This window comes from Nocardia arseniciresistens (genome assembly GCF_046764875.1).
Classification (GTDB): domain Bacteria; phylum Actinomycetota; class Actinomycetes; order Mycobacteriales; family Mycobacteriaceae; genus Nocardia; species Nocardia arseniciresistens.
Genome location: NZ_JBKORD010000003.1, coordinates 358,755 through 373,629, shown reverse-complemented (window position 1 = coordinate 373,629; position 14,875 = coordinate 358,755). Strand labels below are relative to the sequence as shown.

The window sequence follows — 14,875 nt, the reverse complement described above, 5'->3', positions numbered from 1 at the left end:
CATCCACAGCATCGACCGCCGCGCCAAGACAATCGGCGCGGCGGTCGGCGTACCCGGTATTCGTGAAGCAACTACTCCAGGTGGGTCAACACCCGATCCACCGCGTCGACCGCCGCGTCCAGTTCGGCGTCGGTGACGGTGAGTGGCGGGCGGAAGCGGATGCCGCGTTCGCCGGTGCCGAGGATCAGGACGCGCTCGTCTTCCCGCAGTTTGGTCAGTACCTGGTCGCGCAACTGCGTAGAGGACACCGTGACGGCGCACATCAGGCCGCGCCCACGGGGTTCGGTGATGCTCGGGTGGGCCACGGCGAGCCCTTCCAGCCGTCGCAGCAGGTGCTCACCGAGGGGCTTGGACCGCTCGATCAACGCGTCACCCTCGAGCACCTCGAGGATCCGCCGGGTGCGCACCATATCGGTGAGGTTGCCGCCCCAGGTGGAGTTGAGGCGGGAGCTGACGACGAACACATTGTCGGGCACCTCGTCGATGCGCCCACCCGCCATCACACCGCACACCTGGGTCTTCTTCCCGAAGGCCACCACGTCCGGCTCGACGCCGAGTTGTTGGTAGGCCCAGGTGGTTCCGGTCATGCCGACGCCGGTCTGCACCTCGTCGAGCACGAACAACGCGTCGTTCTCGCGACACAACTCCTGCATCGCCTGTAGGAATCGCGGACGCAGGTGCCGGTCACCGCCCTCGCCCTGGATCGGCTCGGTGATGAAACATGCTATGTCGTGCGGGTTTTCGTCGAATGCACGCCGCGCCTGCGCCAGCGCTTCCGCCTCGGCGGCATCGATATCGTGATCGTCGCTCAGATACGGGGCGTCGATGCGCGGCCAGTCGAACTTCGGGAAGCGCGCGACTTTGACCGGATCGGTGTTCGTCAGCGACATGGTGTAGCCGGTACGGCCGTGGAACGCCCCGGTCAGGTGCAACACCTTGGTACCGAGTTCCGGTGCGCGCCCATGGATTTCGTTGTGCCTGCTCTTCCAGTCGAACGCGGCCTTGAGCGCGCTCTCCACCGCGAGCCCGCCACCGTCGATGAAGAACAGGTGCGGTAGTCGCGGATCGCCGAGCACTCGCGCGAAAGTCGCTACGAACCGGGCCATTTCGACCGTGTAGATGTCGGAGTTGCTCGGCTTGTTGAGGGCGGCGGCGGCGAGTTCGGCGCGGAAGACTTCGTCCTCGGCCAGCGCGGGATGGTTCATCCCTAGTGCGTTCGAGGCAAAGAAGCCGAACATGTCGAGGTAGGAGCTGCCGTCTCGTTCGTCGACGATGCGGCAGCCACGCGAATTACGGAGGTCGAGCACCAAGTCGAAGCCGTCGACCAGTATATGCGCCGACAAGATTTCGTGTACCCGGGTCGCGGGGGTGACCGGTGCTATGTCACCGTCCGTGCGGGTGCGGTCCAGTTCGAGGGTCACACCGGTCAGGGTACGGAAATATTTATGGAATCTCTACAACTATTCGAACTAATTACGGCCAAATCGTTATCTGTCGTAGAATGTCTGCAAGATGATGGTGCTTCGAGTTCTGACGTTGGCGGTCGCCCTGATCTCCTGCAGCAGCTGCTCGAGGTGCCTGGGCGAGGCAACCCGCACCAGCAACACGTAGCTCTCGTCACCGGCCACCGAGTGGCATCCCTCGATACCGGGGATATGTTGCAGAACGGCAGGCGCGTCATCCGGTTGCGAGGGGTCGAGAGGAGTGATCGCGACGAATGCCGACAACAGTTGTCCAAGTGCCTCGGGGTCGACGTGCGCGGTGTAGCCCCGGATCACACCGCGCGCCTCTAATCTGCGCACCCTTGATTGCACTGCGGAGACCGATAAGCTCGCCTTCTCTGCCAGGTTCGATAACGTGGCGCGACCGTCTGCCATCAGTTCACGAATCAGCAGGCGATCGATGTCATCGAGTGCGGGTCTTGCCGGTGTATCCGCCATCAGCGAAGGCTAACTCAGCAAGCGCGACTCGTGGCGAAAACCTCTACTCGTTCACTCCCCGTAACAGCACAGTATTGTGCGCCTGCCCAAAGCGACAGCGGAGCACCCTATGACACATACGCTCGACGATCACCTCACCATGGACCTGGCAGCTCGTGCGGCGGCGCTGTTGCGCGAGCTCGGCGCCGAGCCGCCGGCTGCGGGCGCACTACCCGCACGCACACCGATAACCGGTGGCACGCTCATGACATTGCGCGCCGACTCCCTCGACGAGGTGGACGCCGCGATCGACCGCGCCGCCGAGGCCTTCCGCGGTTGGCGCACCGTTCCCGCACCCGGCAGGGCCGCGGTGGTGCGGCGGCTGGCCGAACTGCTCACTGTGCACAAGTCCGAACTCGGCGAGCTGGTCTCCCTCGAAGCGGGGAAGATCGGACCCGAGGCCCTCGGCGAGGTGCAGGAAATGATCGACATCTGCGAGTTCGCGATCGGCTTGTCGCGCCAGCTGTATGGCAAGACGATGCCCTCGGAGCGGCCGGGGCATCGACTGATGGAGACCTGGCATCCGTTGGGCGTGGTCGGTGTGATCTCCGCGTTCAACTTCCCGGTCGCGGTGTGGGCGTGGAATACCGCCGTCGCACTGGTCTGCGGTGACACGGTGGTGTGGAAGCCGTCGGAGACGACACCACTGACGGCCCTGGCCTGCCACACGCTCTTGCGCCGCGCCGCCGCCGATGTCGGCGCGGATCCCGAAGTGCACCAACTGGTTCAGGGCGGCGCCGAAGTCGGTTCGCGGCTGGTCGACGATGAGCGCGTCGCGCTGCTCAGTGCCACCGGCTCGGTCCGGATGGGACGCATTGTCGCACCGAAGGTGGCCGCGCGATTCGGGCGCTGCCTGCTGGAACTGGGCGGCAACAACGGCGCGATCGTCACGCCGTCGGCGGATCTGGAACTGGCGGCGCGCGGCATCGTCTTCTCCGCGGCGGGCACGGCCGGGCAGCGTTGTACGACGCTGCGACGGCTCATCGTGCACGCCGATGTTGTCGGACCACTGCTCGATCGGGTGGCAGGCGCGTATCAGCAACTGCGCGTTGGCAATCCGCTTGAGGACGGCGTGCTCGTCGGACCGCTGATCGATGGGCGCGCCTACCAAGGGATGCGGGCCGCGCTCGAGCGCGCCATCGCCGACGGCGGTGAGCTGGTGTGCGGCGGTGAGCGGGTCGACGGATTCGGCGACGACGCTTTCTACGTGCGTCCCGCGATTGTGCGGATGCCGGCACAGACCGCCGTGGTGCGCGAGGAGACCTTCGCCCCGATCCTCTACGTGCTGACCTATCACGACTTCGACGCCGCGATCACACTGCACAACGAGGTGCCGCAAGGACTTTCGTCCGCCGTCTTCACCGCCGACCAACGTGAGGCGGAACGCTTCCTCGCCGCCGACGGCTCCGACTGCGGCATCGCCAACGTCAATATCGGCACCTCCGGCGCCGAGATCGGCGGCGCCTTCGGCGGCGAGAAGCAAACCGGTGGCGGCCGCGAATCCGGCTCGGACTCCTGGAAGGCATACATGCGCCGCGCCACCAATACCGTCAACTACTCCGACCAACTCCCACTCGCCCAGGGCATCCAATTCGGCTGACAGCCCGCTGACCTCGCGATTAGGTCGAACGGCCATCCCATGCGTAGTGTTATGCCTACCCAACGCGGGGTGGAGCAGCTCGGTAGCTCGCTGGGCTCATAACCCAGAGGTCGCAGGTTCAAATCCTGTCCCCGCTACAACAGGTCCAGGTCAGAACGGTTTCTACCGATCTGACCTGGACCATTTTTCGGTCTATTCGACCTTTTGGTTCGAGAACACGGCGTTCTGGATGACGACGGCCATCTCCCGGCTCGGCCGCCCTCTCGTTGCGTAGGTGTTGAGGGTTTCGGTCGGGCGGGCGTGGCCGACTGGTCGGCGACCATCACGGCCGACAGCTCGGCGTCCAGGCCCAGGTCGATCAGAGGTCAACATCCGCCCAGAGGGCGGCAACAGGCACGACATCGTCGCGTACAGGAACGGGTAGATCATGGTCGTCGAAGCGAAGGGTGGCGAGCCCGTTTCTCTCACAATTTCATTGGGCCGAGGTCGCGGATTACGTCGGCCAGTGCGCGTATTCGCTCATCCTCGGCGCACCGGCACAATCTTTCCCACCTCGCGCCCCTTCGGGGTATAGAAGGGCAGATACGCGTCCTCCCAGTACTCGGGCACGGTGGTTCCGCCCGTAATCGTCGGAAAGCGGCCCAAGTCCTCCATTGACACCGAATCCCGGTTTGCCAGAACATGTTCGACCGACATGATCAATCGTTGCTCCTCACTGATACACCGTGGACCGACGGTGAGATCGGGCTCCTCCACGGGCAGCAAGGTGACGAGCACGTCGATCTCCCCGTCCCGCAGCGGTTCGAACGGATCCGTCCACGCGTTATGTCGAATTCGCAGGCCCCACTGTGGATATCGGGTTCTGAATGCCTCCCAGAACACGCGCAGCTCGTAAGAGTTGATCGCGCCGATGCGCAGTTCACCGGTCTTACCCTGCGCCGACAATCGCGCCCGCTCCACACTCTCGTGCAGGCCTCGATAGATCGGGCGCAGATCATCGCGGAGCTGCCGGCCCACCTCGGTCGGTTTCACATTCCGGCTGTTGCGTTCGAAGAGATCCGCGCCGACGCTGCGCTCCTGCTTCTTGATGGCCTGACTGACGCGAGCCGGCGACAACAACCTCAGAGGAATCCTCGTGTTTCGGCAGCCTTCGCCAGCAAGTTCCAGCCGCTACGGTAGGTCGGTGGGTATCGAGTTGACCTTGCTGGCGGATCCCGCGTTGCACGGGCAGGAAATCACCGGCGCGCGGTCGCGGGCGTTGCTGGCCTTGCTGTCAATGGATCTGCGTGCCGGGGCCAGCGCGGCGCGGCTGGTGGCGGGGTTGTGGGGTGCGGAGGGGTCGGAGAACTCCGGCAAGAAGGCATTGCAGGTGCTGGTGTCGCGGACACGGGCGCAGTTGGGGGCCGACCTCATTGCGAGCACTCCGACCGGGTATCGGTTGACGCTGAGCGCCGAGCAGATCGACGCGGCCGCGCTGGAAGTGCGGGCCGCGGCGGCCGACCGGCATGCGCGGGCGGGGGATTACCCGGCCGCGCTGGATCAGGCCGAGGCGGGCCTGGCACTGTGGGACGGGTGTGTCGAGGATGCGGATGCGGGGGATCCGTTGTCCGCGTTGCGTATCGATCGGGTGCCCGCCCATCGGAGGCTCTCGATGGTGCGGGCGATGGCCCTGGCTCGCTTGGGACAGTACGCCGAAGCCGTGCAACCCCTGACCGCGATCGCCGCCAGCGAACCGCGCAATGAGGAGGTGCTGGCGGAACTGCTGCGGGCCGTGGCCGACACCTCCGGGCCGTCGGTCGCGCTCGCCCGATACGACCGATACCGCCGGACCTTGCGCGATGAGCTCGGGGCGGACCCGGGCACTGCTGTCCAGTCGGTGTACCGGCAGCTGCTGCGCGCGAATGAACCCGTTGTGCGCCAGGGTATTCCGCACGATCCGAATCAACTGCTCGGCCGCGAGGACGACATAGCCGCCGTGACCGCGCTGCTGCGCTCCGCTCGCGTGGTTTCGCTGATCGGTCCGGGTGGTCTGGGCAAGACCCGTTTGGCGCATGCCACCGGGCGTACGGCCGAACAGCGACTGGTGCACCTGGTGCCGCTCGCCGGAATCGACGACGACAGTGCGGTCGCCGCCGAAGTAGCCGCGGCGCTCGGGATCGGCGATGCCCCTGCGGCCGGGCAGCGCAACAGTGTCGTCGCGGGTATCGCGCAAGCGCTGGGTTCGGACCCCGCCCTGCTGATTCTGGACAATTGCGAGCAGGTCTTGTCGGGTGTCGCGGCGCTGGTCAGTACGCTGGTGTCGCTGACCGCGGAACTGCGGGTGCTGATCACCAGCCGGGCTCCGCTCGGATTGTCCTCCGAGGCCGTCCATCAGGTCCCGGCCCTGGGGACGGCGACCGCAGCGGAGTTGTTCGCCCAGCGCGCCAGGGCGGTGCGATCCGATATCGAGCTGCCGCCTGACACGGTGGCGGAACTCTGTGCGCACCTGGACGGGCTGCCGCTCGCCATCGAACTTGCCGCCGCCCGAGTGCGGGTCCTGTCGGTCGCCGAAGTGTCACGCCGCCTGGTCGACCGATTCACACTGTTGCGCAATGGATCTCGGGACAACCCGGAACGCCACCGGACGTTGTACGCGGTCGTCGACTGGAGCTGGAATCTGCTCGACGCGCAGGGACGGGCCGCCATGCGGCTACTCTCGATCTTCCCCGGCGGGTTCTCCGCCGAGGCGGCGAACCATCTGCTGGGCGGGGAGCACGACGAGACGCTGGAGGTGCTCGAGCGTCTCGTCGAGCAATCGCTGTTGCAGATCGCACCGGCCGATTCCGGCACCCGGTTCCGAATGCTGGAAACCGTCAAGGATTTTGCCGCCGGTCGCCGCGCCGAAGCGGGTGAGCAAGATGCTGCGGTCGCCGGATTCCTGTCGTGGGCACGGGAGTTCGGCATCGCCCACAATGAGACGGTCTTCGCGGAATGGCCGGGTTCGAGCGCACTGCACACGGAGCAGGAGAATCTGGTGCGGGCGCTGCGATACGGGCTGGACAAGGCGGACGGGCCGACCGTCGCCGCGGTCTGGTCGGCCCTGGGTCCGTGGTGGTACGTCGGCTCGCACTATGCGCGCATCGGTGAGGTCGCCGGTGAATGTGCCCGGGTGCTTTCGCGTTACCGGCCCGAGCCCCGGTATGAGGATGCCACCCGCACCGCCGCGACAGTCTGTGCGTTGAGCGGTGTCACGCAAGGCGGGTTCGAGCTCCGGTCGCTGATGGTGCTGCGCCGTCTTCCGGTGGTGCCGGCGGACACGCTCATGCGCGCGGTGGCAACGGTTTTCGTCGCCGCACCAGAACTGCTCGGCCCCGACCCTGCCGCACTGGATCGCCTGTGCGGCAGTGACCGGCCGCTGCAAGCCGGGGTTGCGCACGCCGTCGCGAGTGTCCGCGCGGAACAGCTGGGTGACCGGGCGGAGGCGCTCGCCGCGACCTGGCGCATGCTCGCGGCCTTCGAGCGCACGCCGCACAGCTGGGTGTGCTTCCAGGCGCAGTGCCGGATCGCAAAGCTGGCGCTGCTCTCGGAGCGTGCCGAGCAAGCGCGTGACCAGCTGGAGAAGGCTTTCCGTCGGATCGAGGACCTGGGTCCGCGCCCGGATCGCGACGACCTGCTGATCGGCCTGGCCATGGCCGACCTGCAACTCGGCGATATCGAGGGCGCACAGAACTGGCTTGCGCGAGTGGCGGATTCGGCGGATCCGTTCGCTCGTCCCTACAAGCTGGTCGCGGATGCCGAAATGCGCATTGCCCGAGGCGATTTCGAGGACGGCCTGTGGCGGTGGCGCAAAATCACCGAACTGCTGGCGAGCACCGAGAATCCCTTCTACCGTCCCGATCCGCGTGGTGTGCAGGTGTGGGCGCTGGAGGGTCGCTCGGCGGCGTTGCTCGCCCACGCCCAACACCACACGCTGGATCCGATCGCGGGTCTGGTTGCGGAGCTCCCCGGTCAGGTGACCCTCCTGCTGGAGCAGCCCGCCACGCAGCCGGGCGGCCATCTGACGGAGCTGACAGCCTGTGGCGCAGTACTTCTGGCTTTGGCGATGGTGGATCTCGAACGTGGTATGGCGACCTCCGGCGCGCGCCTGATCGCGCTGGCCGAGCGCTTCGATCCGCCGCGTCAGTTCCATCCGACCATGTCGAGCAAGGCAATTCGCGCACGCGCCGAAAACGCCGATAGGGCGGCGTATGTCGAGGCTGTCTCGACATACGCCGCCCTGGATGTTTCCGATTTGCGTGCGGCCGCGCTGGCCGCGCTTGCCGAGCGGGAACGCTAGCGACCAGGCTCGCGGTTGAGCAGTGCGACCGATCCAGCGAAGGCCGCGGCGGTGATTCCGAGGCACCAGGCCATGGCAATCCAGGGGCTGTTGCCCATCTCGTTGCCCATGAGCAGACCGCGCAGCGTTTCCATGACCGGGGTGAAGGGCTGGTTCTCGGCGATCGCGGCCAGCCAGCCCGGCATGGAATCGGTGGGGACGAAGCCGCTGCCGAAGAAGGGCAGCAGCATGAGCAGCATCGGCAGATTGCTGGCGGTTTCGACGGTGTCGCTGACCAGACCCATGATGACGGCGACCCAGGTGATGGCGAAGATCAGCATGGTCAGAATCCCCAGCGCCGCAAGCCATTCGGCCGGGTTGGCATTGGGGCGGAAGCCGATGACCATGGCGACGCCGAGGACAACCACTACGCTCAGCAGGGTCTGGATGACGCTGCCCAGGACGTGACCGGTGAGCAGGGAGGGCCGGAAGATGGACATGGTGCGGAACCGCGCCACGATGCCCTGCGTCATATCGGTGGCGACCGACACCGCCGTGGCCGTGGCCGCCCCCGCCACGGTCAGCAGCAGAATGCCGGGGGTCACGTAGTTCACGTAATCGGCTCGGCCGCCGGAACTTCCGTCGAGTCCGGCGCCGAGGGTGCCGCCGAATACGTACACGAACAGGAACAGGAACAGGATCGGCCCGATGATGAGCGGCAGTGTCATGGACGGGTAGCGGACGATGTGCAACAGGCTGCGGCGCAGCATCATGAGCGAATCGGTGACGGCGTATTTCATGGTGGTGGTGCTCATCGCACGGACTCCTTCGGCTGGCCGGTGAGGGCGAGGAAAACATCGTCGAGATCGGGGGTGTGCACGGACAGCGCGCTGGCCTGGATGGAGGCGGCGCTCAGCGTGTCGAGCAGGGTGTGCAGCGAGTTGACGCCGCCGTCGCTTGGCACCTCGAGGGTCAATTCGTCTTCGTCGACGGTGACGGCTCCGAGCAGCCGTGCGGCCGCGTCGAGGGTGCGCGGTTCGGTGAACCGCAGGGTGATGTGCCCACCGGGGACCAGGTGTTTCAGCTCATCCGGCGTGCCCTCGGCGACCAACTTGCCGTGATCGAGCAGGGCGATCCGGTCCGCGAGTTGGTCGGCCTCCTCCAGGTACTGCGTGGTGAGGAAGACGGTGGTGCCGCCCGCGACGAGTTCCCGCACCAGCCGCCACACGGTCCGGCGGCTGCGCGGATCCAGTCCGGTGGTCGGCTCGTCCAGGAACAGCACCTGCGGATCCCCGACCAGCCCCATGGCGATATCGAGGCGGCGGCGCATACCGCCGGAGTAGGTCGAAGCCGGTTTCTTCGAAGCATCCACCAAATCGAACTGCTCGATCAGATCGCTGACCCGCTGTTTGCGCTGCTTGCGCCCGAGGTGATGCAGCGTCGCCATCATCGCCAGGTTCTCGGCGCCGGTGAGCAGGTTGTCGACCGCCGCGAATTGCCCGGTGACCCCGATCGCGCCGCGTACGGCATCGGGCTCGCGAATGGCGTCATGCCCGGCGACCCGCGCCTCCCCGCCGTCCGCCCCGATGAGCGTCGAGAGCATCTGCACCGTCGTGGTCTTACCCGCGCCGTTCGGACCCAGCAGCGAGAAGATGGTCCCGGCCGGCACATGCAGGTCGATCCCATCGAGTACCACGTGGTCGCCATAGGATTTCCGCAACCCGGTCGCCGTGATCGCCGGTGGACGGTGGCTGGTCGTCATGTTCTCCTCCTCGGATTCGCGACCCTCGGTCGCTGTTGAGAGAAGAGTGCGCCGCCCCGCCTTCACCACGGTCTCATCGCGGTATCACGGAGTTACCGCAACCCGTCCAGTCGTCTCGCCCCAAGGTCGGAGGCCCTTGTCACCCCCGTAGCGGGATGTGCCGCAGCACCTTCGGTCCATACCGTCCCGCCATGTGCTGTCCACGCTGGCGGCGGGGAGCGCACGGGTGATGGGGGTTGAATCGACGCCGGGTCGCCGTCGAAGGCGGTGTCGGCGAGCGTGCGGGTGTGCGGGTGTGCGGCCGTCGGGGCCGTGGACGGCGTGATGGGCCGGCAAGCGTCTTCATAGATCTTCGGCAAACGTCGCGGGCCGCTACCAGGCTGGTGCGCACAGGCTGCGCAATACGGCCGGTCGAGTAGGCTCACTCGGCTTCGGGTACTCCGAGCACTTCCTTACCGATCACGCCGGCGAGAACCTCGGTCGAGTAGGCCATCAGCTGGCCCGCTTCGGCGTCGCGCAGATGGCGTTGGATCGGTGACTGTTTGAGGTAGCCGGATGCGCCGCCGATACGGACGCCGAGTTGGGCGGTGTCCACCGCGATCTTGTTGGCAAGGTATTTGGCGCGCGCCGAGTTTGCGAAGAAGGCCGGGATGCCGTTGTCGGCTTCCCAGAGGCAGCGGTCGTACAGTGCGTGCGCGGCGGCGAGCCGGATCTGGACGTCGGCCACCTCGAACTGCACCCATTGTTGGTGCGAGAGGGGATTTTCCAGGATCACGCGCGATTGCGCGTGTGCGATCAACGCGTCCAGCGCGGCGTCGGCGACGCCGAGGGAGATCGCGGGCAGCCCTGCCGGAATCACCGCGAAGTCACCGGGTCCCGGTGCGCGGCCCCGGTATTCGGCACGCAGGAGCGTGTGGTCGAAGGACAGTAGTTGGCTGCGGGTCGCGCGCAGGCCCAAAGTGTCCCAGATCGGGATGACCGAGACGGTGTCGTCGGGGATCACCCCGAAAAACGTCGGCACATCCTCGACCCGGGCATTGACCAGCAGGTAGTCGGCGATCTCGCTCGCCGAGACGAAACGCTTGGCGCCGGTGATCGACCAACCTCCGTCGACGGGGACGGCCTCCTGTTGCGGATTGAGGAATCTGTTTCCGCTGGCCGGCTCCGACAATGCGTTCGCGAACCGCTTGCCCGCGAGGAACTCCTCGGCGAAGAACGAACCCAACGAATCCTTGGTGAACTCGGCGAGCGCGACACCGGCTCCGGCGTGCATGACCCAGATCGTCGCCACGGACGGATCGGCCTTCGCGAGGACCCGGACGAGCCGCCCGAAAGCCAGGTAGCTCAGACCGAGACCGCCTACGTGCGCTGGTAATACGGCGCGGTCGACGTCGGCGTCGTGTAGTGCGTCCAAATGCTCGACCGCGATCACCGCACGTTCGTCGTACTCCGCGGCCGTGGCGCTGAAATCGACCGCCAGCTCGGTAACTCGGTCGAGGATCTCGCGCTCGACATCACGGACTGGTCCTGGGAATTGCGCTGTGGTCACGAAAAGTTCTCCGGTGGTATGGGTTCCGCGATCGACGAGTGAGATGTCGATCAGGGTACGCAGCACCGGCCCTGATGAGCGGAAAACGCCGACAACCGCGACTACCGATTACAGCTGCGGCGGCTCGATACCCAATTCGCGCAAACCATTCTGGTAGAGCTCCACGTTGGCGAGCTTGATCTCCTCGTAGCCGCGGACGATATCGGTCAGTGCTGCGACTTTCACCGCCCGGTCGTAGTCCGCCACATCCAGCTCCGCTGCCAGTGCCGTCACCATCTCGGTGTAGTGGGCAAGCAGGGCTCGCTCCACCCGACGGACATGCGCGTAGCCGAAGGGATCGAACTTGGTGCCGCGCAGGCGCTTTCCCTTGGCGAGCACGCGTAGCGCCAGGTGGCTGCGCGGGCCGAGGCCGATCTTCTTCTTGCGGCCCATCGCACGCAGGACGGGTGGGTGCAGGCGGTAGGTGAGGTTCGCGCCCTCGGGGAGTTGGTCGGCGAGGTCGTCGAGGAAGGCCGGGTCGACGAGACGCCGGGCGACCTCGTATTCGTCCTTGTAGGCGGTGAATTTGTAGAGGCCGCGGGCGACCTGCTCGCTGAATTCGGTGCGGTCGGTGACGCGCTGCTCCGCATCCCAAATGTGTTGCACGGTCCGCACATAAGCACGCGCGACGCGGATGCCTTGGAACCCGATCAGCTCGACGGCCCGCAGTTCGATCAAGCGCCTGGTCTCGCCCGTCGCCGTTACACCGTCGAAAAGATCTGCGGGGATAGCGATTTCGGCGCGCTTGGGCCGCTGGCGAGTAGTGGCGGCCGCGAAGTCGTCCGGGTGTGCCACCGCGACGCGTCCCCAGCGGAATGCGGCGATGTTGACGGCCACGGCGACACCGTTGATCTCGATGGCCTCTTCGATCGCCGCGGCGGGCAGGCGAAGGCCGCCGATCTGATAGGCGGCGCCGACCATCAGGAAGTTCGCGGCGGCGGTGTTGCCGAACAGCACCTCCGCGGCGGCCAGTGCGTCGAACGAGCGCACCGAGCGCGAGACCCGCTCGAGCCGCGACAGCAGCGCACCCTCGTCGGGATAGGAGACGGACTTGTCGTAGACCATGTCGCCGGTCGGGGTCTTGCTGGTCGAGGCGACCGACAGCGTGCCGGCCTTCGAGCCGTAGGCCAGATTCTTGTTGTCCGTGGCCGCGAGCAGGTCGAAAGCCACGATGCAGTCGGCCGAACCCGGCGTCAGACGGTTCGCGGGCTCCAGTTCGCCGAGCGCGAATCGAAGGTGTGAGACGACCGGTCCGGCCTTCTGGCTCAGTCCGATCTGATCAAGGCTCGCCACCTCGTAACCGGCGCGCAGTGCCGCGGTGGCCAGCACCTGATTGACGGTGACTATGCCGGTGCCGCCGATGCCCGCGAGGAAGACGTTCTGGGTCGTCACGGGTGCGGACTCGACGAGATCGGGTAGCACCGCCGGCTCGGCGCGCTTGATCTTGTCGCGCTTGTTCGCCTTCGCCGGATCGGGCAGTTCCACGGTGACGAACGACGGGCAGTCGCCGTCCATGCAGCTGTAGTCGGTGTTGCAGGAGGTCTGATCGATCCTGGTCTTGCGGCCGAACTCGGTGTCGACCGGCTGGACGGACAGGCAGTTGCTCTTGACGCCGCAGTCGCCGCAGCCCTCGCAGACCGCCTCGTTGATGACCACCCGCGTCCGGCGCACCGGCAGGGTGCCGCGCTTGCGCTTGCGGCGCGCGTCGGCGGCGCAGTGCTGGTCATAGATGAGCACGGTGACGCCGGGAACCTCGCGCAGCGTGCGCTGTGCTTCGTCGAGCCGATCACGGTGCCACAGTAGGGTTCCCGCGGCGAGGTCGCGTTTGCGATATTTCTTCGGTTCGTCGGCGCAGATGATGATCTGCCGCACGCCCTCGGTACTGAGCTTGTGGGTCAGCATCGGCACCGCGAGCGCGCCTTCCGCGTCCTGCGCACCCGTCATCGCGACAACGTCGTTGTAGAGCAGCTTGTAGGTGATGTCGACGCCCGCGGCGATGCACGCTTGCACAGCGAGCTGCCCGGAGTGGAAAAACGTGCCGTCACCGATGTTCTGGAACAGATGTGGCACATCGGTGAACGGTGCCTGGCCGATCCACTGCGCGCCTTCACCGCCCATCTGGGTCAGCCCGGTGACCTTGCTGTCGTCACGACCCGACATGGTGACCATGGTGTGACAGCCGATGCCGCCACCGGCAAGCGAACCCTCCGGCACCGCGGTCGACCGGTTGTGCGGGCAGCCGCTGCAGAAGTAGGCGGCGCGCTTGGCAGGCAATACCGACAGCGACAGCGGTTGTGGCAGTGGTCGTTTCATGTCCAGATGACCTTTGAGCGCACGGCGCAACGGCGCCACGATTCGCCCCGCGGTGAGTTCACCGTCCTGGGCGAACAGCGGTAGGTTGCCGCCGTCGCGCTTGCCGATGATCTGCGGCGCGTCCGGCGTTCCGTACAGGATCTCCCGGATCTGCGTTTCGATGAATGCCGTCTTGTCCTCGACCACAATGACGCGCGACAGGCCATCGGCGAACTGCCGGACACGTTCGGGCGCAATCGGATACGGCATACCGATCCGCAGCAGCCGAACCCCCGCACGCAGCAGCGCCGCGTCGTCGACGCCGAGGTCGACGAGCGCTTGGCGGACCGCATCGAAAGTGGTACCCGTCGCGGCGATTCCGAGGGTGGCGCGCGCCGGATTCAGCTCGATGACGTCGAGCTCGTTCAGCGTGCTGTAGGCCTTGACGATTTCCCAGCGCGGGCCGTACAGATCCGCCTCGGCGACAACACTGTCCGTCGGCGCCGCCATCGGCCGCTGTAGGTAGCTGAACGGCTTTCCTTCCCAGTCGATTTCCGGGACATTGATGGCGATATCGCCCACCGTGCCGTCGACCGTCCATGCGCCATCGGCCACATCCGCCACGATCTTCAGTGCGACAAGACATCCCGAAGCGCGGGAAAGGGCGACACCGTGCAGACCCATGGTGACGATCTCGCGCGCATTGCGCGGGAACAGCACCGGAATACTCAGCGCCGCCAGCGAGCGCTCACTGACCGCGGGCACTGTCGAGGACTTGGAGGCCGGATCGTCACCGACCAGCAGCAGCACACCGCCGCGCGAATTCACGCCGTACATATTGGCGTGCCGCAAGGCATCCGTCGCGCGGTCGAGCCCTGGTCCCTTGCCGTACCAGACCCCGACGACGCCGTCATGGGTCGCGGTGCCCGAGGGCAGATCGGCCTGGCTGCCCCACACCGAAGTGGCGGCGATTTCCTCGTTGAACCCCGGCACGAAAGAAATGTCATGCTCGGCAAGAACATTCGGCATACCGTGCAACATCTTGTCGACGCCACCGAGTGGGCTGCCCTGATACCCCGAGACGAAGGTGCCCACCCGCTGCCCGGCGCGCAAATCACGGACATGCTGTTCGACCAATGCTCTGGCGATCGCCTGGACACCGGTGAGGACAACGGTCTGCGCACCGACTCGGTAACGGTCGGCAAGGTCGTACGGGGCTGAGATCAGTTCGCGGTCAGCGAGCTCGGTCATGCAGTCCACCCATCCGCTCAGCACCGATCCGGCGCTTCGCTTCGTTGAGCACTTGGTTGCCGCCATCCTGTCTCCATAGCCCTGAACGCACAATAGTGACAGAGAATAT

Annotated in this window: 9 protein-coding genes and 1 tRNA gene; 3 read left to right on the top strand and 7 right to left on the bottom strand. The window is 66.2% G+C overall.

From position 1 onward, the window contains the following. Positions 1 to 71 precede the first annotated feature (71 nt). Both lat and ACLMAJ_RS07235 read right to left on the bottom strand, forming a co-directional pair. Positions 72 to 1,421 carry an L-lysine 6-transaminase gene (lat, locus tag ACLMAJ_RS07240; RefSeq protein WP_412012731.1) on the bottom strand — a complete coding sequence of 450 codons (1,350 nt, stop codon included), beginning with the start codon at positions 1,419 to 1,421 and terminating at the stop codon, positions 72 to 74. Positions 1,422 to 1,487: 66 nt separating this feature from the next. Further along, on the bottom strand, positions 1,488 to 1,940 hold the full coding sequence (locus tag ACLMAJ_RS07235) for an Lrp/AsnC family transcriptional regulator (RefSeq protein ID WP_412012730.1): 453 nt from the start codon (positions 1,938 to 1,940) through the stop codon (positions 1,488 to 1,490). Between the two features lie 109 nt (positions 1,941 to 2,049). Between ACLMAJ_RS07235 and amaB the strand changes: the two genes are divergently transcribed. Both amaB and ACLMAJ_RS07225 read left to right on the top strand, forming a co-directional pair. Beyond that, positions 2,050 to 3,579, top strand: coding sequence for an L-piperidine-6-carboxylate dehydrogenase (amaB, locus tag ACLMAJ_RS07230; RefSeq protein WP_412012729.1), 1,530 nt, complete (start codon positions 2,050 to 2,052; stop codon positions 3,577 to 3,579). A 63-nt stretch (positions 3,580 to 3,642) separates the two neighbouring features. Then, positions 3,643 to 3,716, top strand: a tRNA-Met gene (locus tag ACLMAJ_RS07225). A 382-nt stretch (positions 3,717 to 4,098) separates the two neighbouring features. On the opposite strand, the gene ACLMAJ_RS07220 is transcribed toward ACLMAJ_RS07225, so the two are convergent. Further along, positions 4,099 to 4,698: a LysR family transcriptional regulator gene (locus ACLMAJ_RS07220; protein ID WP_412012728.1), complete on the bottom strand. Its 600-nt coding sequence runs from the start codon at positions 4,696 to 4,698 to the stop codon at positions 4,099 to 4,101. A gap of 64 nt (positions 4,699 to 4,762) precedes the next feature. On the opposite strand from ACLMAJ_RS07220, the gene ACLMAJ_RS07215 reads away from it, so the two are divergent. Next, a complete protein-coding gene (locus ACLMAJ_RS07215; RefSeq protein WP_412012727.1) occupies positions 4,763 to 7,894 on the top strand; it encodes an ATP-binding protein in 3,132 nt (1,043 codons plus the stop codon). Here ACLMAJ_RS07215 and ACLMAJ_RS07210 read toward each other — a convergent pair. From ACLMAJ_RS07210 to ACLMAJ_RS07195, 4 genes are all read right to left on the bottom strand, one after another. Further along, complete coding sequence (locus ACLMAJ_RS07210) at positions 7,891 to 8,688, bottom strand: ABC transporter permease (RefSeq protein ID WP_412012726.1); 798 nt, start codon at positions 8,686 to 8,688, stop codon at positions 7,891 to 7,893. The two genes, ACLMAJ_RS07215 and ACLMAJ_RS07210, sit on opposite strands and share 4 nt — an antisense overlap. Next, positions 8,685 to 9,635, bottom strand: a complete 951-nt coding sequence (locus tag ACLMAJ_RS07205) for an ATP-binding cassette domain-containing protein (protein ID WP_412012725.1) — start codon at positions 9,633 to 9,635, stop codon at positions 8,685 to 8,687. Before ACLMAJ_RS07205 ends, ACLMAJ_RS07210 begins: the two co-directional genes overlap by 4 nt. 421 nt (positions 9,636 to 10,056) lie before the next feature. Continuing rightward, positions 10,057 to 11,184, bottom strand: a complete 1,128-nt coding sequence (locus tag ACLMAJ_RS07200; protein WP_412012724.1) for an acyl-CoA dehydrogenase family protein — start codon at positions 11,182 to 11,184, stop codon at positions 10,057 to 10,059. Positions 11,185 to 11,292: 108 nt separating this feature from the next. Next, entirely contained in the window at positions 11,293 to 14,766 is a 3,474-nt protein-coding gene (locus tag ACLMAJ_RS07195; protein ID WP_412012723.1) for an indolepyruvate ferredoxin oxidoreductase family protein, read from the bottom strand. Positions 14,767 to 14,875: the final 109 nt, after the last annotated feature.